Genomic DNA, 22,344 nt, shown 5'->3' with positions numbered 1-22,344 from the left:
GGTGGACCGGTCCCCAGCCCGGCCTGGAGGAAGAGGCCACGCGCCGCCGGGTCTCCTCCACCGCCTGGCGGTGGTCCGCGTGCGGGAGCGTCATGACCTGTCGGACGCCGGGCGACCGTCATGACCAGTGGTGCCCGGCGCGGGGTGGCTTCTTCCTTCCACGACGGGGGCGAGCCCGAGACGCAAGCGGGTGAGCCTGGTATCTCGCGCGTGATGGGCCGGTCCCAGAAGTCCCGTGAAGCGCGCGACGGTAGCCGCAGGGGTCTCTACGGTCCGCGCTCATGAAGAACACGAACGACTCCACGAACGCCCCCGCACGCCGCAAGCCGCGCCGCCAGGGCCGACCCACGCTCCTGACGCCGACGGTGATGGATCTGCTCATCCGGGCGAGTGCCGTGGGCCTGCCGGTGACGCAGGCCGCCGACGCGGCCGGAGTGGGCCGCTCCACCTTCCTGCGCTGGATGAGCCGGGGCGAGGACGCCGTTGAGGAGAAGCAGCACGGGCACCTCGACGTGAACTCCACCGACCCGTACGCCGCGCTGTACGCCCGGGTCACCCGTGCCCGCGCGGCGGCGGCCGTCCGCGCCACCGGCCACATCGAGGAGGCAGCCCGCGGGGCCGTCGTCTCGGAGACGTACAGGACGTGGACGGACCCGGTCACAGGCGAGCACCGCAGCGAACGGCGCATCCGCCGGCGGCCGGGCGACTGGCGCGCGTCGGCCTGGTTCCTCGACAGACTCGACCCGAACCCGATGTCGCTCGACGAACTGCTGGACGAGGAGGACGCCCGGCAGCGCGCCCGTGAGGAGACGCCGATGGAGCGAGCCCTCACGCCGCACCTCCAGGAACTCGCGGAGCGGCTGAAGCGGACGCTGGCGCAGTACGAGGAGGAGGACGGAGCCACGGCCGCAGCGGACGACGGCAACGGGTCCGACTTCGGTGAGACCCCCTGGTAGAGAAGTAGTCGGCGCGCTGCACCCCCTCGACACCGCAGGTGAAGCAGGGGCAAGCCGGAACCTGGAGGCAAGTTGTAGAGCAACCCCGGAAGCAACTTGTAGGGCAAGCCCGGAAGCAAGTTGTAGGGCAAGCCAGAGGCAAGCCGCACACCTCGTGCTCACCCCGCCCCACTCCGTTTCAAGATCAACCCGGTCACAGCTCTTGCATTACCGGCCCGGCCGCCAGACCTCCCCCTCAGTCCTCCCAGTTCGAACCCCCGCCTGACACCTGTTGAAACTCCGCACGCACCCCCGCTCGAACTCCCCCGCCTCTCCCTGCACCATTCCTCCTCGAACTCCATTTAGCTCCGGACCCCCGTCCCGACCTGTACCTCCGGAAACTCCGAGACCACCCCCTCCTAGGGACGACGCGAGGGGGTGGTCTCGGAGCTGGAGGAGCGACCGTGCAGGTCGGGACGGGGGTCCGGAGCCACCCCAGTCACACGCTGGTTTACAGGTGGCTTTACACCCTGGGGCGAACTCGGCCGCAGCCGCGCACCTCTGGCACTTTTGGCCCCGCGAGTTTCGTACGGACGGAACGCTGGGCCGCACTGAGAAGCCCCGTAGGGTTCCGGGATGACCATCAGCACGACGCCAGGACCGGCCGACGACGACCAGGAGTACGGCGAACCCATCGCGCAGTACGAGACGGTGCGCGTCCGTGACCGCCTCGTGCAGCGCACCTGCGGGTGGTGCAGCGTCGTCCTGCGGTACGGCGGCGTCGGCCGACCGCCCAAGTTCTGCTGCGACGACCACCGCAAGCGCTGGCACGAACGGGAGAACGCGAAGAAGGCGCTCGGCCTCGACACCACCACACCCGAGCCGGTCCGTGAAGTCATCGAGCGCACCGAGACGAGGGTCCGCACGGTCGTCCGAAAAGGCCCCACAGTGCTCCAGCCGGTCCCCGTCCGGCCCGAACCGGGACAGCAGAACCTGCGTTCCCCAGAGACGTTCGAGGACTGGCACACGACGCTCGCCCTGCTCCAGGTCGACGCCTCCAAGTTCCGCGGACACCCCCGAGAGAAAGAACTACGGGCGATGCTGCGCGAGCTGGTCACCGACGACTTCCCCGGCACTGTGGAGTCGGCCCCGCCCCGGTCGGTCGACGGCTGGTACGCACACCTGCGTGCCCTGCTCGCTGCCGCGCGCTCTGGGACCTACGACGCGCAACAACGCGAGGCGCTGGCGAACGTCTTCACCATCGCCGCCGAACACCTCCGGGCGGGCCCGGCCGGGGTCGTGCCGGTACCCGAACAGCAGCCCGGCATCGGCCGCGCAGAGCGACGCCGGCGCGAACGCGAGGCCCGCAAACAGCGCGGCTGACCGGAGCGATCGGGTGAGTTTCGTCCGGACAGAACGCAGTTGCAAGAGATGTCAGGCCACCCTCGGTCTGGCATCAGACACTCCGAACCTCCACCTTGCTCCCACCGGGATCGTCCGGTGTCCGCTCGATGCCCGCCCCGAGGGTCCGTCGTCCTCGTCGCTCGGCGACGTCACCGTGCTCCGGATTCGCCAGGAGCCGCGTCGCTTCGAGGCGTTCGACGGGCAGCAGCCGTGGCGCGGCCGTCGTCTCGGGTGTGCTCCTGGCGGTGCTCGGGCCGGTGCCCAACGGGCGGCGCGTGGTGCTCATGACCGGAGCTTCCCACGCGTGCGTGGGGCCTGCCGCGACCGGTCGCGGGTGGCATCTCGGTGCCCCTGGTATCGGAGGATCGCGCCTCTGGTCGCGTCTCACGTCGCGTCTCTGGTCGCGCCTCGGGTCGCCGTCCTGGTCCCGCCTCTGGTCGCACCGGCGTTCACCCCTGGCGACCGTCGCCATGCCGTCTGAGCTGCGAGACAAGGGGCACGCTGGAATGTGCTGGCACGCCGACTACTTCCCTGGGGAGCCCTCTGGCGGACCGGGCCGAAGGAAATGCAAGAGGTGTGACCGTTCCGGCCTGTCGCCTGGGTCAGTTCGTAATGCCTGAGGTGTGACCGACTTGGCGGTCACGAGCGAAGCTCGGCGGCTGTCCACGGTCGTGCTCTCCGAGCGCGGCGGTGAGTCAGCCGTACGCGCGTGCACGGGTGTGCACGGGCACGTGTGCACGCGTTGGGCGGACCATCGCCGTCGTGATGCATAGGTGTGCGGGATGGTGGCGGTGACCTGTCGGCGTCCTGCCGTGACGTGCCCCGGGATGCGGCGGTCCTGTCGTACGACGCGGCGGTGACGTGTCGGCCTGCCGGGCTCGGACAGGTCGGCGTCAGATCACGACGTGCGCTGACACGTCGGACACGTCGATTCGAGGCCCCATGATTTCGGTCCGTGCGGCCGTGCAAATGCTGCGGGCTCATCGTCGGTGTCGGCGGATGCGGCACGTCTTGTGGCGCGGCGGGTTCGACACCGTCGTGCTCCTGGCGGCCGTCGAGTACGTCACCGGGATGACGTACGGGCGTCGTGGAACACGTACCGGTCGACCGCGGCCGGGCTCAGCCGACGGATTCGAGGGGCGGTGTCGTCCGGCGCGGACGGTGGTCCGCCACGACGAGACCGGACCGCGTCGGGCGGCACCGACCGGAGCGGGGGTCTGGGGGCCGGCGAAGGCCACCAGTGGCCACCGGGGGTCAGTCGCGGCGACGGCGCCGCCGCATGTTCACGATGGTCGCCTCGTCCATCCGCCGGACCGCCGCCTCGACGCGTTCGAGCACGGCGTGCAGCTGCTCGTCGGTGACGTCGCCGCCGGAGTTCCGGGCGCGAGCGAGCTGGTTGAGGTTGTTGCCGATCCGGGTCAGCACGGTCCGCGCCTCCAGCAGCTCCCGCAGCTCGTCGCGGGTCGTCGTCGGGATCGGCGTCAGAGTGCCCATCGCGACCGCGACGACGGCGCTGCCTCCCGTTACTGCCGTCCTACGGCAGAGGCTGCGTCCCCCCGACCGTGCCCCTGGGCGGCCCCCAGCGGAGCGACCGGTGGCGGCCGGACGGAGATCAGCCGGGCGGATCGAATATCTTGCTCCCGCCTGGTGGGCGAAGATCAGGCCGCCTGATCGAATATCTTGCTCCCGCCTGGTGCCGGTCTGCCGCCGATGTATGGGTGCGTCCTCCGGGCCGTGGGCGACGCCGGGCCGAAGGCCCGTAACAGGCATGGGCGTAGCCCTCGTCATTGCTTCTCCCCCGGAAACGCGAAAGGCCCCCGGTCCGCCTCGCGTGGAGGCAGGCCGGGGGCCTTGAGTTCGTGGTGCCGGGCGGTCAGCCGCCGCTGCTCGTGTCGCGGCTCAGGAGCTGGCGCAGCATCTCCTTCAGCTCCTCTTGGCCCTTCTCCAGCCGGTCCAGGGACGCGGTGTGGTTGGCCAGCGCGATGGTGTGCTCCGACTGCTTGTCGATGACCCGCTGGAGCTTCTCGTTGAGGATGCGGGCCATCTCCTGGCCGATCGGATCTTCTGGCATGGCGCCTCTCGTTTCTGTGGTCCGTCCAGTGTGCCGTGCCGGACGGGGGCGGGTCACCGTCCGGGCTGGACGGTGACGGTCGCGGGGATCGTGTACGCGGGTGCCGGCGGCCGGGTGGCGGTGCCGTCGGCTTGGGCGGTGCCGATCCAGTACGCGGCGAGCAGGGCGAGCGCGGTGAGCCCCCAGCGGCGAGCCCGTGCCCGCAGCGTCGGCCCGGCCTGGGCCGGTGCGGCGGGCGTGAGGGTCACGGTCCAGTGGGTGGGCCCGGTCGGTAACGGCATCTCGGTCTCCGTGGTCGGCGGGAGGTTCAGATCAGGGCGGTGAGGAGCGCGGCGGCCAGGGCGACGAGCGCGGCGGCGGTGATGTCGCCCGCCAGGCGCAGGCCCTTGTACTTGCGGCGCGCGATCTGCGAGAGCTGGACGACGTGGGCCGCGCGGTCGGCGGGCGCCTGCAGATCGGCCACCAGCTCGTCGGCGGTGCACAGCGACCAGTAGAGCCAGCTGCCGCGGGGGTGGCCTGCGAGGCGTGGCCGCACGACCAGGAGGACGACGAGCATCGCGGCGACCAGGCCGACGGTGCCGACGCCGACGAGGACGGCGGACAGGCCCGGCAGGGGCTTGCCGGGCACGGCGGTTACCAGCGCGGCCAGTGGCAACGAGAACGCGGTGAGCAGCACGCCGGACTTGGCGTCGGTCCGGCTGATCTCGGCGAGCACCGAGGCGCCGGCGGCGTCCAGGCGGGCGTCGATGTCGACTGCGTTGGGCACGAGCGTGTCCTTCCGGTCAGCGGACGTCGTTGCGGTTCTTGGCGAACAGGCCCTTCGTCGTGCTGGAGACCGTGGTGCTCTCCTGGTGGACCGTGCCGGTGTAGTGGTGGTGGTGCTCGGTGTGCGCGTCCTTCTTGGCGCGGCCGACGGAGCGGATCAGCGAGCCGACGGCGAGGACCAGGGCGACGGGGCCGCCCGCGCCGATGGCGAGCTGGGTGGGGTCGACGTGCCCGAGCGTGTAGAGCACGAGCGAGGTCGCGCCGCCGACGGAGAGCACGGCCACGCTGCCGGTGAGCATCAGCGCGCTGGCGTCCGTTGCCTTCTGCGACATCGGCGGGCGGCCGTCCTGCACGACCGGCGGCGTCGGCCCGTACGCGGGGACCGGGCTGTCGTCGCGGTACGAGGTTGGCGTCGGCCGGTACGCCGCGTCGATGAGCTGGCGGGCGCGCGCCTCGACCTCGGACTCGGTGAGCGGGCGGTCGGTGTTGTGCTCCACTGGGGGCTCCTTCTTCGTCGCGATGGGGAAGGGGCCGGGGCCCGGAGGCGGAATCTCCAGGGCCCCGGTGCGGTGCTGGGGTGGGTCAGCGGGCGATCTCGTACAGGCCGCGGCCGACGCGGACGACGTCGCCCTGGTCGACGAGGACACCGAGCGCGTTGCGTACGGAGCCGAGCTTGGCCTCGGGGCCGCCGTCGGCGTTGACGAGCACCAGGACCTCGTCGGGGGTCATCGGGTCGTCGCTCTCGGCGAGCGCGGTGCGGATGCGGTCGGCCAAGAGCGCGGCGCCGCGCCCGCCCTTGGTGGCCTGCGCCTTGGCAGCCTGCTTCTTCTGGTCCTCCTGGACGGCCTCGCACAGCGCGTCCATCGCGGCGGTGCCCCGCGCCTCGTACGCCTCGGCGGCGGCCTCCAGCGAGCCGTCCTCCAGGCGCCGGGGGTCACCCGGCCCGTACAGGGCGAGGATCTCCGGGTCCAGGCCCGGCATCGGGCGGATGGAGCCGATGCGGAAGTGCCGCATCAGCGACGTCGGCGACGGCCCGGAGAGCATGTACGCCATGCCCTGGGTGTCGCACAGGTCGACGTCGGCCGGGGCCGGGCCGGTCGCGAACTGCGAGCGCAGCACCTTGGGGCGCAGCGTCTTGGGGATCGGGGCGAGCTGTTCGCCGGCGGGCAGCAGCCCGTCCGTCACCAGCTGGCGCATCATCGAGCTGCTCCAGCGCAGCAGCGTGATGTCGCCCTCCTTGAGCATCGCCCTGAGGGTGTCCGAGCCGCCCAGCTCCTCCAGGTGGCTGGCCTGCGCGTCCAGCTCGATGCCGATGCCCACCGACCGGCCGGTGCGCCCCAGTTCCTTGACCAGGTAGGTGCCCTCGTCACGGTAGGGGGCGCCCTTCTCCAGGAGGCGGTTGGCCTCGTCGATCCGGACGCTGATCAGCGGGTCCGGGTCGTTGATGAGGAAGGCGTTGCGGCCCAGCGCCCGGTAGCGGCGCTGGCGGACCTGGGCGACCGCGACGGCCGCGCGCAGCATGAGGATGACCTCCTCCTGCGAGGTGGCGAACCAGTCGACCTGGCCCTCGGCCTCGGGGGCGGACTGGCCGCCCTTGAGGTCGCCGTGCCAGGTGCAGATCCCGTTGCGCTTCTCGCAGGCCAGCGTGTACTGGACCACGCGGCTCTTGCCCGCGCCGGTCGTGCCGAAGACCATCGCGCGCTGTGCGGAGCCGCTGATCGGGTCGAACAGGCGGCGCCGCGAGGGGCGGCCGTTGTGGTACCGGCCGTTGATGATGCGCCCGTACTCGTCCATGACCATGTCCTCGGGCGAGGGCGCGGGCATCACCATCAGCGGGTTGGTCGGGTAGATCGTGACCAGCGCGGTCCGCGAGCCGTCGGTCTCGACGGCCAGGCGGCCCGGGTCGGTGATCTCGAAGGCGCTCGCGAGGGCGGCCAGGTCGTACCGGACGACCTGGCCCGGCGGCACCTGGACCTTCAGCTCGACGATCTGGCCGTCGGGGATGCCGGGGACGGTGAGGGCGGTGTTCATGCGTCAACCTCCGTGGTCGTGGTGTTCATGGAGCCGAAGTTGATTTCGGTGATGACCGCGCCGGGCATGGCCAGCGGCGCGATGCGGTTGGCCCAGAAGGTGCGGGCGTCCTGGGCGTGGTCGGCCTGGCCGACGGTCAGCAGCCGCACCGACGCGCCCCGACCGGGCACGGGCCCGATGGTGATGAGGTCCTCGGGGACGTCCATCAGGGCGGACAGGCGGCGCACCGCGATGTCCGGCACGGGCATGCCGGGAACCGCGGAGCGGATGACGGCCCGCATGGAGTTCTCGCCGGTCCGCTCGACGTCCTGAAGGACGGTGTCCGGGGCGGCGCCGCCCTCGACGGCCACGCGCTCCGCCCACCACTGAGCCGCCGGGCTCTCGTGCTCCGGCTGCTCCTGGACGACGAGGTCGGCCGTCTTCTCGACGGGCGGGAGCGGCGGCACGAGCATGTGGCGGGCCGCCCGCGCCGGGCGCAGGTAGAGGGTCCCGGCCGACCACAAGGCGACGGCCAGGGCCTCGCCCCAGTGGGTGCCCGGCACGATCTGCTCGGCGACCAGGACGCCCACCAGCGAGACGCCCGGCGCCACGTAGAGCACCTTCGCCGTGGTGACCTGGTGGCTGGGCCTCCAGTGGGTGGTGGCCTGGACCTCGCCCGCGTCGTCCACGGCGATCTCGAACTTCTTCGTCTTGGCCCGACGGGTGGGCAGCAGCACGAGCCCGGCCCCGGTGGCGACGACGGTGGCGAGCAGCGAGTAGCCGGTGTACTCGGGGGTGAAGAGGCCAGCGGTCGCGCCCGCCACTCCGGCGGCCGTGGCCACGCGGCCGGTGCGCGAGCGGACGGTGTCCATGCGCCGGCGGGCGGTGTCGATGTGGGCGCGGACCCGGGCGATGTGGTCGGGGGAAAGCATCGGGGCGTCTCCTTCTCCCGGCCTGGCCCGGGGGAACGACGAGGCGGCGGCCACAGCGGGCCGCCGCCTCGTACAGGGGGTGGGTGGTGTGCTGGCGTGCCAGCCCGCCCGCACGTTGGCGTGCTGGCGTGCTGGCAGGCTCCGGGGGTCAGCGGTTGCTGTAGAACTCGCTCTCCGCCGGGTCGACCGGCATGGCGTGGAACGCCTCGGCGACCGGGCCGTAGTCGGCGGCGTGGTCGGCGGCGGTCTGGTCGAACAGGGCCGACAGGTCCTCGGTGGCCGCCGCCATCGCCTCCGCCTCCTCGAGGACGCCGCGCATGACGTTCGCCGCCTCGTGGTGCTCGGCGACGCTGCCCCGGTCGACCTTGAGGCCGGCCATCTGGTCGGCCAGGCGGTCGACCGACTTCGAGCAGCCCTCGACGTAGCGGTACGTCGAGCGGACCTGCTCGCTCAGGCCGCGGAGCCGGGCCCCGGCGATCGTGAGCTGGGCCAGGACGATGCTGTACCGCACGCCCTCGGCGATGACCTCGCCCGCGACGATGGCGGCGGAGCCGACCTTCTCCAGTGCGCCCATCAGGGCCTCCTACTCCATGTTGTATTCGCGCTCGGCGGGCCGGGTGTGGCCCTGGTCGCGGGTGACGTCGGCCGGGTTGCGGTGGATGGCCTCGGTGTTGCTGCCCGCCGTGGAGATGGCCTCCGACGCGCGGGGCAGGGCGGCGGCGATGGCGTCGGCGCGGGCCTTGACCTCGCCGGTCTTCTCGATCAGGCGGATGACCATGCCCTCCAGGACGCCGGGCACCTTCAGCTCGACGACCTTGGCGTGCAGGGCTTCGAGCTTGGTGACCAGGCGCTCGCAGCCGTCGGCGGCGGCGAGCGCTTCGTCGACTCCGGCGGTGATCTCCTGGGCCATGTCGGCGTCGGCGTCGATGACGTCGTAGACCGTCAGCTCCGCGTCGGCGTACTGGGTGCTGGCCCTCTTCACCGGTGCGCTCATGAACCGGGCTCCTCTCTGCGGGGGGACGACCGCAGCCGCGGCGGGCGGCTCCGGCTCGGTGGTGCTGGCGGCCGGTGCCGCCTCCTGGCCCGCTGCGGGCAGGGCCGCGACCGGCGTGCGGGGCGGCTCCTTCGGCGGGCGCAGAACCTCCAGGTCGACCTTGAACTCCGGGTCGGCGTACGCGGGCGGCGGGCGCATCCCGTCCATGCCCGGCATCCCGAACGGCGGGGGCGGCGGCGGTGCGCTGTCCCAGCCGGGCGGGTTGGTCTCGCCCGCCGGCGGCGCGGAGGACGCCGGGTCGTCCTTCCCGGCCGGGCCGGGCGTGGCCTCTTCGCCCTTCGGCGCTTCGCCCTTCGGCGCGTTGACCGTGCCGCCCTTGTCCTTCCAGCCGCCCTTGGCCTCGTCCGGCTTGTGGGTGGCGGCCACCGGGGCGTCCGGGTCGAACAGGGGCTTGGGCTTGACCGGCTCGGTCTTCTCGGCCTCGGGCTTCTTCTCCTTCGGCTTCTTCGTGAGGTCGACCTTCTCGCCCTCCGGCTTGGCCTCCTTGGGCTTCTTGGTGAGGTCGACCTTCTTGTCGGTGTCCGGCGTGGCCTCGGCCTTGCCGTCCTTGGCGGTCTTGTCCTTCGCCGCCTCGGTGTCCTTCGCCTTCTCCCGCTCCCGCTTGGCCTTGTCCTTCTCGGCCCGGCGGGCGTCCTTGCGGGTGTCGGCGGCGGCCTGGCGGCGCTGCTCGCGCGCCTGGTCGCGGTCCTTGGTCCGGTCGGCCAGCCCGGCGTTCTGCCGGGCGGCCCGGCGCTGGTTGCGGGCCTTGGCGTTCTCCTTGGCCACCGGGCCGTCCGGACTGCGCTTCCAACCGCCGTCCTTGGCCTTGGTGTCGTGCCCGGACGCGCCCTTGCGGCCCCCGGAGCTCCCGGAGCCACCCGACCCGCTGCCCGGCGTCTTGTGCGCCCCGCTGGGGCCCTTGGAGCCGCTGCCCGCTCCCTTTGGGCCAACTCCGCCCGAGCGGCTGCCAGACGCGCTGTCGGGGCCCTTCTTGCCGCTGCCCGAGCGCAGGGCGGCCGGGGCCTTCGAGCCGCCCCCGCCGGAGCCGCCGGAGCGGCCCCCGCCGGAACCGCCGGTGGACCCGCCGCCGCTCCGGCCGCCGCCGCCGGTCTTCTGGCCCCGGCCGAACTCCGGGGACGCCTGGACCTTGCGCTGCACGGCGGCCTTGTCCGCGGCTGTGTCGGCGGCGGTGCGGGCCTTGTCGGCGACGGCCCGTCGGTGCTCGGCCCTGGCGCGGGCGCCCTGGGCGAGCTGCCACATGCCCTGGGCGCACGAGACGCCGACGGCCGCGATGACGGCCATGCCCATCACCGCGATGTCCCGGGTGCCGGGGTTGGACGGGTCGGCCGGGGCCGGGGGCACGAACGCGCCCGGGTCGGCGTCGTCGTCGGGTTCCGTATCCGGCACGCCCGCCAGGGTCATGTGCAGGGGCGGGGTCATGTCGGAGACGTCCGGCAGCGTCGGCCAGGAGCCGACCGGGACCAGGGCCCCGGCGCCGCCGTCGCCGGTGCCGGCGCTCTCCGGCGGGGTACCGCCCCCGGCGTCGAGGGACGGCGGGAGGGTGACGCGGGGGAACGGATACAGCGTCCCGGTGCCGTCGTCGGTGGTCACGAGCACTCCCTTCAGGGGGTTGACAGAGGGTCACCCGATGGGCGACCCTCGCGCGCCGCGCGTACGCGCGCCGCGCCTTGGGCCCCCCGGAGACCCGGGGGGCGGGCGGTGATGATGAACTTCCGCGTCACGCGGCGTTACGGGACTGCCTGCGGGCCTCGCGCTCCTCCATCGCGGCGGCCCACGCGTCGAGCGCCTTGGCCAGCTCGTGCATCGCGGTCGCGTCCCCGTTGCGCTGGGCCCGCTTGGCGGCGGCCTTGGCCCGGTCGAACACGACCTTCACGAGGTCGGCGTCCGTCGCAGCGGCGGCCATCTTCGGCCGCCAGAACTCCGCGAGGTTCTGCAACCGCCGGGCCGCCTCCGGGCTGATTCCGGTTACGGTCGTCGTCACGCCGACCTCTCCTTCGAGACCAGGGAGAGGAAGCCGTCGGCCGCGCCGGCGGGCGACGGGGTCGGCGGGCCGACCGGCTTGGGCGGGATCACGCCCGGCGCCCCGGCGGTGACCTGCCCGGCCTGCTTGGCCTGCTTCTTCTCCAGGGCGGCCGACTGGCGGGCGGCCGGGATCTCGTGGCGGCCCTTGCGGTAGCGGGCCTCCAGGTCGAACGTCAGCTTCGACGCCTGCTCCAGGTGCTCCTGGATCTCCCGGAACGGGCCGACCACCCAGCGGTGGCGCCACCACGCCTCGAAGCTGCTGTAGCCCTCGGGGCGGTTGGCCTTCCACATCGCCTCCGCCTCCTCGCGGACGTCGGCGACGAACTGGGCCTGGCCTTTGAGCACGCCCCGGAGCTGGGTGGCGAACGCCTCCACCATCTCGGGCTTGCTCAGCATGTCCCCGGACCACTCCGGTCCGGACGAAGTCCTGCTCATGGGATGGGCTCTCCTCTACCGTTGTGGTCGTGACCAGGGCGGTTCCTTCGTCCTGGTCGTGTTGTGACTGCTTCCGGCAGTCGCGACGAAGGCCAGCCCGGTTCCTTCGGGCTGGCCTTCATCGGTGGTGCCGGCGGGCTGTTCACGCTGCGGTGCGCGAGGCGGCCTCCGGGTCGTAGCCGCGGGCCGGGTCGTACCCGGCCTCGATCAGCGCGACGGCGTCAGCCTTGGTGGTCGACGCGGTGCTGCCGGAGGTGACGCCGATCGCCGTGGCGACCTCGTCGAGCGTGACGTCCTCCGGGGACTTCGCCAGGATCATCCGGGCGACGATCCGCACCCGGCGCTGGCGCGGGGTGAAGTTCGCGGCGTCCTCTGCTTCGACCGCTCGGCGCAGAATCTGGGCCGCCGCCTCGCGGGCTTCGGCCGCTCGCTTCTCCGCTTCGGCAACTCCGGCTTCGGCTTCGGCCGCTCGGTGAATCCCTTCGAGCGCCTTCGCCTTGTCCGTCTCCGTCTTCGCCAGCGCGGCCATCTTCTGCGCGTTGGCTTCGGCCGCTCGCGCCTCGGCTTCGACCGCTCGGGCCTTCGCTTCGGCTGCTCGCTTCTTCGCTTCGGCCGCTTCCTCGGACTCGACCGCCTCGCTCAGCGCGCTCGCCGCCCGAGCCTGTGCGTCGGCCCGCGCCTCCGCCTCCGCGACCGCCCCGCGGGCCTGGGCCCCGGCGACGCCCTCGGTGGCGCTCAGGTCCGCCGTCAGGCTCGCCATCTCCTTGCGGTGCGCCAGGCGCTCCTTCTCCGCCTGGTGCTCAGCCCGCTCCCGCTCCAGCTCCAGGTCACGGGCCCGGCGTTCGGCCTCCTGCTCGCGGCGCAGCTCCTCGCGCGCCATCCGGTCGGGCAGGGCCAGCGCCTCGTCCACGGTCAGGCCGAAGGGCTCCAGCTTCTTCGGCAGCCGCGCCAGGGCCGCCTCGCTGCCCTCCTCGAGCCCGGCCTTGGCCAGGTCCGCCTTGTACTCGTTCCAGGCGTCGAAGATGGCCCGGTCGCGCAGCCGCCCCATGGCCTCGGCGTAGCCCTCGTCCCACAGCTTCATCTGCTTGAAGATGCGCCAGGTGGGGCGGGCGGCCAGCAGCCAGCGGTGGCCGGGGATGGTGTCGTGGTCGGCGGGGAGCGCGGCCTGGTGGACCAGGATGCGCCGCCCGGCCTCGACGCCGATGACGAACAGGACCGGCATCAGCCCGTGGGAGAGGGCCTTGTCGGGGTGGTCCTTGATCGAGCCGAACGCGGCGGCGTTGAAGTACACGCTGGCCACGGTCATGACGTGGGCGAGGAACCGCAGCAGGGGCCACGACGTGCGGATCGTCGCCATGAACAGGTCCAGCAGCAGGCAGGTGACGATCGCGACGTCCACGCCGATCGCGAAGAACTTCCCGTCGTCCACCGAGAACCCGAAGACCGTGTGCCCGGCCTTGCTGAGGTTCCCGAAGGAGAGGTAGAAGCCGATCGCTCCCATGACGCAGCCGCCGACGACGGCGGCGATGCCGAGGGCGACCTTCACCTTGCGGCTGACCTCCGGCGTGCCGGTCGGCTCGTCCTCCACCGGAGTGCCCGAAGCCTCGGGCGAAGTACCCGAAGGGATCGGGCGAGTGCCCGAAGCGGCCTCGCGGTAGGCGGGGACCGGGTCGGGCTCGTAGGGCGCCGGCACCTTGGCGGGCGGCTCGATCGTGGTCGTCATCTCTCTCCATCCGAAGCGGTGCGGGGGGCGGGTCCGGAGCAGCCGAAGCGCTCCGGACCCGGGTGGCCAATGATCAGGTGCAGCTCGGACAGGCCGCCGGAATTACTGCCGGGGCTGGTTCTGCCGGGTCAGCTCCGCAAGGCGGGCCGCGGCCTCCTGAGACTGGCGAAGATGCTCAGCGGCCTGGCGGCGGGCCTCTTCGAGCGCCTGCGCCTCGGCGCTCATGCGACGGCCACCAGTTCGGCGCACAGCCGGTCCAGCGGCCCGTCCTGCGGGTCCATCGCCATCTCCCGGCGGACCCGCGCGGAGCGGTAGTGCGCGTACACCCGGCGCCGGGCGAACACCGACAGCAGCCCCGAGGCGTTGCGGATCTCGTTGCCGCGCAGCAGGTACTGCCAGACCATCAACCACACGTCCTGGGCGAGGTCCTCGGCGTACGCGGCCCGGTCCTCCAGGCGCAGCGTGCGGGCGACGATGTTGAGCACCCTGACGTGCTGGTTCGCGTAGATCTCAGCGAGGTCAGCGGCCAGGGCCTGGTCGTGGGTACCGTTCTTCACGGGTCGCACCTCCATGCGATCTGGGCCGCCAGGCCCGGCCGGTCCCGCGCTCCAACGCGGGGCCGGCCAAAGATGAAGAAGCCACCGGCGGCCGAAGAAGCGGCGTGATGCCGCAGTGCCCCGGACCGGACTCGAACCGGTCAACTGCTTCCAAACAGGGCGCCAGCACCTTTTCCACCGGATCGCCGATGGGCGTAGGTAGGTGCTCTACCTCCCAGGCGTGCCACGGTGCCCGGACCCCTCGCCCCGCTCTGTCCCGGGACCCTTCGCCCCGACACGAGGCCAGGACGCAGCACGCCAACCCCCCGGGGTGTCCCCCTTGCGATCGGCGCACGACCAAGGTAGACCACTAGCGGCCCTGAGCGCTACTGGTAGCGCTAGCGGTCTACGTGAACTACCCTTGCAGGTGCACCGCTGCACATCGACGTGTAGCGCCGATCAAAGGAAGGGAGGCCGGGATATGCCCGAGAACACCGGATACGCGGAGATTGCTGCGCACTACCGCCAGCAGATCCAGGACGGGACGCTCAGGCCCGGCGACACCATGCCGTCGCTTCGACAGGTCTGCGAACGCTTCGGCGTGGCCCAGACGACCGCAAACCGTGCGTACCGGGCACTCAAGATGGAGGGTCTGACGCTCGCGAAGTCGGGCGTTGGCACCGTTGTTGCGGGCCCCATCAGCAACAACATCGCTTCCCGTGTCGCCCTGCACGCCAGCACCGGTAAGGCGCTGGGCGGCGGCGAGACGTCCCAGATTCTGGAGATCGGCACCGTAGGCGCTGACGAACTGGTCGCCCCGCGGCTCGACGTCGCGCCCGGCACTCCGGTCCAGGTGCGGCGACGGCTCGTGAGCCGGGGTGGTGTACCGGTGCACATCAGCAGTAGCTACTACCCGGCGTACGTGATCGCGGTGACGCCTGAGCTGACGGAGCCGGTCTCCACCGGCGGGTCGCGAGAACTCGCGGCTCAGCGCTTGGGTGTCGAGCAAGACGAGGTCTTGGAGGAGGTCACCTCCCGCAAGGCCAACACCGAGGAGGCTGCGGCACTCGGCCTCACCGGCAAGGACGTCGTCGTCACGCAGGTCGTACGGACCGTGATCCTGGAGGACGGCCGCATCGTGGAGGTCGCCGTGAAGGTCACCGGCGGCCAGACGATCCTGCGGTGGCGGAGTTCGCTGCGTCGTCAGGCCAACGATGAATGACCACCTGCGCCAGGCGCTTGAGCTGGCGGCACGCGGCGTGCCCGTGCTGCCGCTCCGCGAGGGCAAGGGACCGTTCGGGAACTGCGCCGCGTGCGCCAAGAACGCGTGCGGCGGCAGGCCCAACATGAAGTCCGCCGGCGTCTGCGCGTGCCCCCGGCCGTGCCACGGATGGGCCGCCGCCTCGACCTCCGCCGACGTCGTGACGTCGGCGGCCTGGGCGGCGGCCTGGCAACGTGCGGGCGTCGTCGGCTACCACCCGGGCGGTGCTGGGGTGACCGTGCTCGACCTCGACGACGACGACGCGGTGGCCTGGGCTCGGGAGACCCTGCCTGCCACCCGGACCGTGGCCACGACTCGGGGCCAGCACTGGATCTACCTGGGCACGATGCAGTCCTCGAACGGCGTCCGCCCCGGCGTCGACATCAAGTCGCTGATGGCGTACGCCCGCTGGCTCGGGCCCGGCGAGGGCCAGATGATCCGGCTGCCCAAGACGGTAACCGCCCTCCCCCGGTACGTGGTGCCGGCGGGCGCGGTGGCGACCTCACCGATGCCCCGCGCCGCCTGGACGCGGGCGGTCGGTAGCGGGTGCCGTCACACGGAGCGGTACGTCCGGACCGGCCTCGACAAGGGCGTCGCCATGGTCACCGGCCATCGCGAGCAGGGGGCGGCGAGCCAGGCGTTCGGCGTCGCTCGGTTCCTCGGCTCGCTCCACCAGGAGTGCCCGGGGCCGTGCGGCCTGGAGACGTTGGGCGGAGAGATCGTAGCGGCGGCCGTCAGCGTTGGCGTACCCGAGTCGTACGCGGTCCGTGCCGTCGACCGGGGCTTCACAGAGGCGGGCATCCCGGTGCCCTCGACGCAAATGGCCTGAGCTGCATAAACACGCTCAGCTAGGGTCAACCCACATCAGAAAAGCGAGTGGCCCGGCAGGTGTGCAACCACCTGAACCGGGCCGACTCTGGAAGCTTTCGAGCTGAGCCGTTTCCGGTCTCCTCCCGCCTTCCTAGCTAGTCACCACTGTACGACACGGTGACCAGGCAGAGGAGATGGAACCGGCTCAGCTCCCGAGAACGGAGCACACGTGAGCCACCCGTCCGACGACGGTCACCCGACCGACACCGTCACCGCCGTACCCCAGCCGCGGGCTGAGGTACGCGAGCGCGTCGTCATCGACGTCACCGACGAGCCGACTGGAGTCACCGAGGTGACCCGGGCGCTCCAGTCGGGCGCGATTGCCGACGTCTACTTGCGGGGCCGGCGGCCCGTGTGGATCGGCGAGGGGAACGACGGCCCCTTCATTGAGGAGATCTCGAAGGACGGCCTGACCCTCGCCCTGCACGAGCACGCCGAAGTCTTCAAGATGCGGAAGACCGGTCCCGCCCCCGTACTTCTGCCCACCCGAGTCGCGGCCGTGGTCTTGGCCCGCAACAACTGGAAGCTGCCCGCGCTCAAGGGGATCACCTCCGTCCCCCTCCTCAGCCCTGACGGCCGACTGCACCTTCGCGAGGGATACAACCCGGCGACAGGCTGGTTCTACTCCCCCCGCATCCGGATCAAAGACGTTCCGGAGAACCCCACCGCAGCAGAGATCGCGGAGGCGCAGGAGCTGGTCGTGGGGAAGATGCTCGGTGACTTCCCGTGGATGAAGGCCAGCGACCTCGCCCAGTTCGTCGGCGCACTCTTCATCCCGCTGCTGCGGTCGATGATCCCCGACCCGACCCCGCTGTGGGCCATCACCGCGACGAACCCCGGCTCCGGCAAGTCGCTGCTCTCCCGCATCTTGGAGGACCTGTTCGGGATCAAGGGCGCCACCTGGGGCACCGACAACGGTGAGCAGCGCAAGATCATCACGTCCGTGATGCTGGAGACAGGCGCTCCCGTGGCTGTCTTCGACAACCTGCCGAGTGGGCACACCATCCGCTTCCCCGTGATGTCGGAGCTGCTGACCTCCTCGACCTGGAGCGACCGCATCCTGGGTCGGTCGGAGATCGTCGCTCTCCCGAACAACCTGCTCTGGGTCGTGAACGGGAACAACCTGACGGTCGGCGACGACCTGGGCCGCCGGACCATCTGGTGCCGACTGGACCCTGACGTCCGGCCCGACACCCGCGACCCTTCGCAGTTCGCGGCCGGCGACCTCAACGAGTGGTTGCAGCTCCACCGCGCCGAAGTCCTCCATGCCCTGCTCACCCTGCTGTGCGGATGGGTCGCTGCCGGGATGCCGAAGACCAACCACCACATGGCTTCCTTCGGTGCCTGGCCCCGCACCCTCGGCGGCATCCTGAACTGGATGTGCCTCCCCGGCTGGCTGGAGGATCGCGAGGAGATGATGGAGGACGCCGACGAGGACGCGATGGAGTGGGCGGCCTTCCTCTCGGCCTGGCACGACGAGCTGGGCACCGAGGAGTACACCTCCCAGAGCCTCGTCGACTTCGCCTTCGCCGCCGCTACCGGCATGCGCGCAGCCTCGAACCTCAGCCGAGTGATGCCGACCAACGGCGACAAGATCCCGAACTCGAAGATGCTCGGGAAGTGGCTGCGGGCCCGGCAGGGACGGTTCTTCAGCGGCTACCGGATCATCTCGCGCCGCGACGCAAGGCAGAAGATCAACTATTGGAGGGTTGAGGGCCCGAAGAAGCAGTAGGCGCTCCTCCACCTCGACCGAAGGCCCGCACGGCATCCGTGCGGGCCTTCCTTATGCCCTCAGCGGCTACGGGTCGCCGCAACTTCACCCCGCACTGCCCGCACTACCCGCACTACCCGCAAAGGTGCAGGTCAAGGCCCTGCGGGTAGTGGCAGGCGCCTCGTTCCCGCCGGGTAGTCACCGCCCGCACTATCCGCACTCCCCGCGACCTGGGTAGTGCGGGTAGTTGCGGGTAGTGCGATCTTGGCTCTGAATCACTACCCGTAACTCTCTGACCAGGGAGTATGCGGGTAGTACGGGTAGTGCGGGTAGTTCTTTTAACTCTGTTGCTTCTGTTATTAGAGAACAGTCCCGGTCCCGGTGGTGAAGAAGCCACCGCGCGCGGGTAGTGCACTGCCCGCGTAGCACGGCGCCCGCGGGGGCGGTGGCTTCTTCATCCACGAACAGACCTTGCTGGGCACGACAGCCTGAGCTGCCGGTGTGCTGGCATGCTGGCTCGCCTGCACGCTGGCGGGCTGGCTGATGGGCGTGTTGGCGGGTCTGCTCGCGAGCACGCCCGCCGCGCTGGCAAGCTGGCGTGCTGACGGGTTCAACGAGGTACGGGCAGGGGCGAGGCGATGGCCAGGCGCACGGTCGTGATCAACAACCGGGGCGGGGTCGGCAAGAGCGATGTCACGCTCCGACTCGGGGCGGCGCTGGCGAAGCGGGGCCGGCGGGTAGGCCTGCTCGACTTCGACCCGCAGGGCAACCTCTCGCGCCGGGCGGGCTGGACCTACAACGAGGCTCAGCCGCAGGTGACCGTGAGCGAGGCGGTCCAGGCCGACCGCGTCGGCACGATGCGCCAGGTGTGGACGTCGGTGAACTGGGACATCGAGTACGCCGACCGGATGCGGCTGGCCCCCGCCTGGCTGGAGCTGGAGAACCGGTACGCCGAAGCCGGGGTCGCCGGCGCACATCAGCGGCTGGCGAAGGCGCTCCAGGGTGCCGACGACGACCTGGACCACGTCCTCATCGACTGCCCCCCGAGCCTGTTCCACCTGACCCAGATGGCGTTCTCGGCCGGGGACGGGGTCCTCCTGGTGACCCGCGCGGAGATCGACGCGATCCTCGGTGCTCGCCGGGTGCGTGAGTTCATCGCGGACAAGAAGGCGGCCCTGCACGCCGACGACCTGACGATCGACGGCGTCATCGTCAACGACTACGAGCAGGGCAAGCCGCGGCAGCGCCAGCAGCTCGAAAGCATCCGGCGGATCTTCGGTGACCTCGTGTGGGACCCGATCATCGGCCGCCGGGAGATCATGGCGAACGCCTCGAACGACCACGTCCCCCTGGAGCACGCGAAGGGCTCGCAGCTTCAGCAGGCGGTCGCCGGGTTCGAGCTGCTCGCCGACACGTACGAGAAGAGGACTGCCGCCTGATGGCCCGCCACAACTTCGAGACCCCCGACAACGTCACCGAGCCGCCGCTCACGCCGAACACCGGAGGCGTCAAGGTCGGCGAGGACCTGGCCCGCCGGCGGAAGGCGGCGACGGCCACCGACTGGAAGTCCTTCTCCAGCTACCTCCCCGAGGACGTCCAGCGGGTGTTCCGGTCGGAGTGCATGCTGGCCGGGATCGAGGTCCGCCAGGGCCTGGACGAAGCCGTGCGGGCCTGGCTGGCGGCCCGGCAGGCGGGCAAGCCCGCCGGCTGACACGCTGGCGGGCTGGCATGCTGGCACGTCAGCACGCAGGCATACAGCTCTGAGCAGCACAAGAGCCCCGCACCTGTCCGGTGCGGGCTCTCGCGTACGGCTGCTCAGGGGGTGATCCGGGCGGACGTCACGCGGTCGGAGTGGATGCGGTGGGCCTTGCGGCCGGCGGGCGACTGCATGAGCGCGGTCGCGGAGTGCTCGATCATCGCCGCGTGCACGCTGGCCGGGGCGGTCACCCGCACCGAGTAGCCCTGCCCGCGCCGGATGGTCTGCCCGGCGGCGAGCGCCTGGCGGACCGCGTCGTCGGCGACGTCGGCCAGGTTCTCGGCGACCAGGCCGGGCACGTCGACCACCGCGACCGGGTCGGCGGCCACCGCCTGGACGTCGCCGCCGACGTCGTCCTGGCCGTCGCCGTCGAGCAGCTCCGACAGGTCGTCGGGCACGTCGCGGGCCCCGGCGGCATCGAGGACCCGGCGCACGGTCTTCGGGGCGATGTCGTACTGCCGGGCGAGCGCCTTCACGGCCGCGCCCTCGCGGTACGCCTCCACCAGCTCGACCACCTCGCCCTCGTCGAGCGCGGCCGGACGCCCGAGCGTCTTCCCGGAGGCCTCGGCCGCGGCGACGCCCTCGCGGGTGTTCTCCGAGATCATGTCGCGCTGGAACTCCAGCACCGCCGCGAGGACGCTCACCATCATCTTGGTGCCCGGGTCGTCCGAGGCGAGGTCGATCCCGGACAGCAGCCCCGACTCCACCCGCAGGTGCAGCCCGCGCCGGATCAGCACCGGCCGCAGCGCGATGATGTCCGCCACCGACCGGAACAGCCGGGCCGCGTCCGCGATGCGGATCGTGTCGCCGACGGCCGCCTCGTCGAGCAGCTGCTTGAACCCCGCCCGGTGCAGCGACAGGACGCGGCTGGAGGTCGCCGGGTCCTCGTAGGCCGGGGCGCCGGCGGCGAGCAGCGCCGCCAGGGCGTGCCGCTGCCGGGCGTCGGTCTGCTTGTCCGTGGAGTGCCGCAGGTACAGGCGGTCAGCCACGGCGCCCGCCCTCGTCGTCGCCCAGCTCGGTGAGGGCGAGGACGGCGGCGTGCCGCTCGGGGCTGAGTCCGAGGGGGTTGTCCATCGCGCGCTCCAGGTCGCCCCGGTAGAGGTGGTGCTGCCCGTTGGCCCACTCGCGCAGCAGGGTCCGGGCGTCGTCCGGGGTGACGTCCAGGGCGGCGGCCACCTCGCTCCAGGTGGCCCCGAGGTCGATCGCCTCCCGCACCCGGCTGCCGCGCTGCTGCTCGACCTGGCGGTGCATGGACTCGCGCAGGGCGATGGCGGCCAGGGCGTCCCCGGCGTCGCCGCGCTGCACGTCGTACTTGAAGTCGGCGGGGAGCGCGTTGTTCATCAGCCGGTCGTTGTGCTCGGTGAGCTTCTCGACGTGCCAGGCGAGCGGGGTGGCCGCGGGGACGTCGTCGGGGCGCCGGATCGTCAGGGACGTCCACCGCTCGTACTCGGGCGTCTTGCCGGAGGGCAGTTCCTCCTCGGCGCCGGCCTCCCACCGGTCGAACCCGCGCTCACGGACGTGGGTCCAGACCTGCCTGGTGCCGATGATGCCGTCCGCCCACGTGAGGGCGGCCTCGATGTCGGCGTTCTCGTCGTGCGGGTGGAACATCCCGTGGCACTCGATCACGTGCTCGCCGCTGGTGCGGTCGCCGGTCAGTTCCCAGCCGGGCACGTCGACGTCGATCGGGCCGGGGACGAGCGTGAAGCGCGGGAAGGACATGGTTCCCCCTCGAAGGTCGGCCGGGCCACGGTGGCGTCGGCGTCCGTTCACCACTCTAGGGAGGCGAAAAGGGGGGGCGCAAGTACGGAATGGATTCCAATGGATCGCTGCCGGTTCTAGGTCCGATTTTCACCCTTCTGGGTGATTGGTGGGATCGGATCGGCTAGCGGGGGCTAAAACGACCGATTCCGCCCCCCGGTCGGATTGGATCGCGCGCTGGAGTCAGACCGATGAGCTGGATGACGACCTGTACGACGCAACATCCAGCGCAACCCCGACCACGATCCCGACCACGGCGCTGCCCGTGCGGGGCTGACTCATGGTCGGGGCGCCGCGTTCCCTTGCATCAACTCCTGCAAGATCTCTTGCACCATCTCTTGCGCGAACCTGATTCCGCGGCTTCGCATTGCCGCAGGTCAGGCCCTGTGGTCGGGGGGTTCCATTTGCTCTGACATCCCCTCTACGACACCCGACCGCCCGAACCAGGAAGGAAGGGAGAGGTTGGGGCGGTGGCGGACCGGGCGCCGAGCCAGGGGATCGGGCGCCGGGTTCGTCAGTTCCGCCCGGCACGCGCCGTGCGGCCCTGCCGGGGGGCGGCGCTGAGTGTGCGCCCGGGGTGGGCTCAGTAGCGTCACCGGAAGGCGTCACACGGTGACGGCTCCTGAACGCGAACGCTTCCGCCAGGCTCTCGTGCGACACCTCGGCGAGCACCATTTGCTGTCGGAGCGCTTCCGGGTGGCGAACGGGGTGTCGCTGGCGAACCACGTCGAGCCGCACTCCGGGCACTTGAACCGGGGCCACGGGTGAGGGCGGCCTTCCATCAGGGCTCGGATCGCCTCGCCGCCCGCGTCGATCGCTGCGTAGCGGGCTCGCATCGTCCGCCAGGCTCTCGTACGACAGGCTGAGTCGCAGTACCGGCGGGACTTCCTGCTGCCCTCGGGCAGCGGGCTCGCACACTGGCTGCACCGCCGGGTGTTCCTCTTGGCCACCCCTCCAGACTCCTCCTGCAGTATCGGCGTCGGCAACAGGCGTCTCCCAGGGAGACGGCGGGGGCCGGCGGTGACCTCCACCCCCGCCGAAGGACGCCCACGGCTCGACATCTCCCTGCACCTCTACTTCCCGCACGCGCGCGATGCGCAT

The 22,344-nt window shown here is 71.5% G+C and carries 24 protein-coding genes; 7 read left to right on the top strand and 17 right to left on the bottom strand.

Annotated features, from left to right (window positions below):
• Nucleotides 1-281: 281 nt before the first annotated feature.
• The gene (locus ACQP17_RS35115; protein ID WP_433860270.1) at nucleotides 282-956 is read left to right on the top strand and encodes a hypothetical protein; all 675 of its coding nucleotides are present in this window, start codon (nucleotides 282-284) and stop codon (nucleotides 954-956) included.
• 615 nt (nucleotides 957-1,571) lie between these two features.
• On the top strand, nucleotides 1,572-2,318 hold the full coding sequence (locus tag ACQP17_RS35110; protein WP_433860269.1) for a hypothetical protein: 747 nt from the start codon (nucleotides 1,572-1,574) through the stop codon (nucleotides 2,316-2,318).
• Nucleotides 2,319-2,391: 73 nt separating this feature from the next.
• On the opposite strand, the gene ACQP17_RS35105 is transcribed toward ACQP17_RS35110, so the two are convergent.
• The 15 genes from ACQP17_RS35105 to ACQP17_RS35035 form a co-directional block, all read right to left on the bottom strand.
• A complete protein-coding gene (locus ACQP17_RS35105) occupies nucleotides 2,392-2,625 on the bottom strand; it encodes a hypothetical protein (protein WP_433860268.1) in 234 nt (77 codons plus the stop codon).
• A gap of 968 nt (nucleotides 2,626-3,593) precedes the next feature.
• Nucleotides 3,594-3,833 (bottom strand): plasmid mobilization relaxosome protein MobC, encoded by a 240-nt coding sequence (mobC, locus tag ACQP17_RS35100; protein WP_433860267.1) that lies wholly within the window; start codon nucleotides 3,831-3,833, stop codon nucleotides 3,594-3,596.
• Nucleotides 3,834-4,212: 379 nt separating this feature from the next.
• Nucleotides 4,213-4,410 (bottom strand): hypothetical protein, encoded by a 198-nt coding sequence (locus ACQP17_RS35095; protein ID WP_433860266.1) that lies wholly within the window; start codon nucleotides 4,408-4,410, stop codon nucleotides 4,213-4,215.
• 53 nt (nucleotides 4,411-4,463) lie between these two features.
• The gene (locus ACQP17_RS35090; protein WP_433860265.1) at nucleotides 4,464-4,691 is read right to left on the bottom strand and encodes a hypothetical protein; all 228 of its coding nucleotides are present in this window, start codon (nucleotides 4,689-4,691) and stop codon (nucleotides 4,464-4,466) included.
• A gap of 26 nt (nucleotides 4,692-4,717) precedes the next feature.
• Nucleotides 4,718-5,176, bottom strand: coding sequence for a Pycsar system effector family protein (locus ACQP17_RS35085; protein WP_433860264.1), 459 nt, complete (start codon nucleotides 5,174-5,176; stop codon nucleotides 4,718-4,720).
• 16 nt (nucleotides 5,177-5,192) lie between these two features.
• Complete coding sequence (locus ACQP17_RS35080) at nucleotides 5,193-5,672, bottom strand: hypothetical protein (RefSeq protein ID WP_433860263.1); 480 nt, start codon at nucleotides 5,670-5,672, stop codon at nucleotides 5,193-5,195.
• An 85-nt stretch (nucleotides 5,673-5,757) separates the two neighbouring features.
• Entirely contained in the window at nucleotides 5,758-7,206 is a 1,449-nt protein-coding gene (locus ACQP17_RS35075; protein WP_433860262.1) for a DNA/RNA helicase domain-containing protein, read from the bottom strand.
• Nucleotides 7,203-8,117, bottom strand: a complete 915-nt coding sequence (locus ACQP17_RS35070; protein WP_433860261.1) for a hypothetical protein — start codon at nucleotides 8,115-8,117, stop codon at nucleotides 7,203-7,205. The genes ACQP17_RS35075 and ACQP17_RS35070 overlap by 4 nt, the downstream gene beginning before the upstream one ends.
• A gap of 148 nt (nucleotides 8,118-8,265) precedes the next feature.
• Nucleotides 8,266-8,691, bottom strand: a complete 426-nt coding sequence (locus ACQP17_RS35065; protein ID WP_433860260.1) for a hypothetical protein — start codon at nucleotides 8,689-8,691, stop codon at nucleotides 8,266-8,268.
• A 9-nt stretch (nucleotides 8,692-8,700) separates the two neighbouring features.
• Nucleotides 8,701-10,761 (bottom strand): hypothetical protein, encoded by a 2,061-nt coding sequence (locus tag ACQP17_RS35060; protein ID WP_433860259.1) that lies wholly within the window; start codon nucleotides 10,759-10,761, stop codon nucleotides 8,701-8,703.
• Between the two features lie 127 nt (nucleotides 10,762-10,888).
• Complete coding sequence (locus tag ACQP17_RS35055) at nucleotides 10,889-11,152, bottom strand: hypothetical protein (protein ID WP_433860258.1); 264 nt, start codon at nucleotides 11,150-11,152, stop codon at nucleotides 10,889-10,891.
• A complete protein-coding gene (locus tag ACQP17_RS35050) occupies nucleotides 11,149-11,628 on the bottom strand; it encodes a hypothetical protein (RefSeq protein ID WP_433860279.1) in 480 nt (159 codons plus the stop codon). The genes ACQP17_RS35055 and ACQP17_RS35050 overlap by 4 nt, the downstream gene beginning before the upstream one ends.
• Nucleotides 11,629-11,770: 142 nt before the next feature.
• On the bottom strand, nucleotides 11,771-13,351 hold the full coding sequence (locus tag ACQP17_RS35045; RefSeq protein ID WP_433860278.1) for a DUF2637 domain-containing protein: 1,581 nt from the start codon (nucleotides 13,349-13,351) through the stop codon (nucleotides 11,771-11,773).
• A gap of 102 nt (nucleotides 13,352-13,453) precedes the next feature.
• Nucleotides 13,454-13,576, bottom strand: coding sequence for a hypothetical protein (locus ACQP17_RS35040; RefSeq protein ID WP_433860277.1), 123 nt, complete (start codon nucleotides 13,574-13,576; stop codon nucleotides 13,454-13,456).
• The gene (locus ACQP17_RS35035) at nucleotides 13,573-13,908 is read right to left on the bottom strand and encodes an RNA polymerase sigma factor (protein ID WP_433860276.1); all 336 of its coding nucleotides are present in this window, start codon (nucleotides 13,906-13,908) and stop codon (nucleotides 13,573-13,575) included. Before ACQP17_RS35035 ends, ACQP17_RS35040 begins: the two co-directional genes overlap by 4 nt.
• Before the next feature lie 460 nt (nucleotides 13,909-14,368).
• Here ACQP17_RS35035 and ACQP17_RS35030 point away from each other — a divergent pair, with 460 nt between their 5' ends.
• From ACQP17_RS35030 to ACQP17_RS35010, 5 genes are all read left to right on the top strand, one after another.
• Nucleotides 14,369-15,109, top strand: coding sequence for a GntR family transcriptional regulator (locus ACQP17_RS35030; protein WP_402697672.1), 741 nt, complete (start codon nucleotides 14,369-14,371; stop codon nucleotides 15,107-15,109).
• Nucleotides 15,102-15,977, top strand: coding sequence for a bifunctional DNA primase/polymerase (locus tag ACQP17_RS35025; protein ID WP_433860275.1), 876 nt, complete (start codon nucleotides 15,102-15,104; stop codon nucleotides 15,975-15,977). Before ACQP17_RS35030 ends, ACQP17_RS35025 begins: the two co-directional genes overlap by 8 nt.
• Before the next feature lie 210 nt (nucleotides 15,978-16,187).
• Nucleotides 16,188-17,750: a hypothetical protein gene (locus tag ACQP17_RS35020; protein ID WP_433860274.1), complete on the top strand. Its 1,563-nt coding sequence runs from the start codon at nucleotides 16,188-16,190 to the stop codon at nucleotides 17,748-17,750.
• Between the two features lie 617 nt (nucleotides 17,751-18,367).
• Nucleotides 18,368-19,168, top strand: a complete 801-nt coding sequence (locus tag ACQP17_RS35015; RefSeq protein ID WP_351283480.1) for a ParA family protein — start codon at nucleotides 18,368-18,370, stop codon at nucleotides 19,166-19,168.
• Nucleotides 19,168-19,440, top strand: coding sequence for a hypothetical protein (locus tag ACQP17_RS35010; protein WP_433860273.1), 273 nt, complete (start codon nucleotides 19,168-19,170; stop codon nucleotides 19,438-19,440). Before ACQP17_RS35015 ends, ACQP17_RS35010 begins: the two co-directional genes overlap by 1 nt.
• A gap of 104 nt (nucleotides 19,441-19,544) precedes the next feature.
• On the opposite strand, the gene ACQP17_RS35005 is transcribed toward ACQP17_RS35010, so the two are convergent.
• Together ACQP17_RS35005 and ACQP17_RS35000 are read right to left on the bottom strand one after the other, a co-directional pair.
• Entirely contained in the window at nucleotides 19,545-20,474 is a 930-nt protein-coding gene (locus ACQP17_RS35005; RefSeq protein ID WP_433860272.1) for a recombinase family protein, read from the bottom strand.
• A complete protein-coding gene (locus ACQP17_RS35000; protein ID WP_433860271.1) occupies nucleotides 20,467-21,204 on the bottom strand; it encodes a hypothetical protein in 738 nt (245 codons plus the stop codon). Before ACQP17_RS35000 ends, ACQP17_RS35005 begins: the two co-directional genes overlap by 8 nt.
• Nucleotides 21,205-22,344: the final 1,140 nt, after the last annotated feature.

Source organism: Streptomyces kronopolitis (assembly GCF_050953795.1).
Lineage (GTDB): Bacteria > Actinomycetota > Actinomycetes > Streptomycetales > Streptomycetaceae > Streptomyces > Streptomyces kronopolitis_A.
This window is presented reverse-complemented; position numbering and strand designations above follow the sequence as displayed.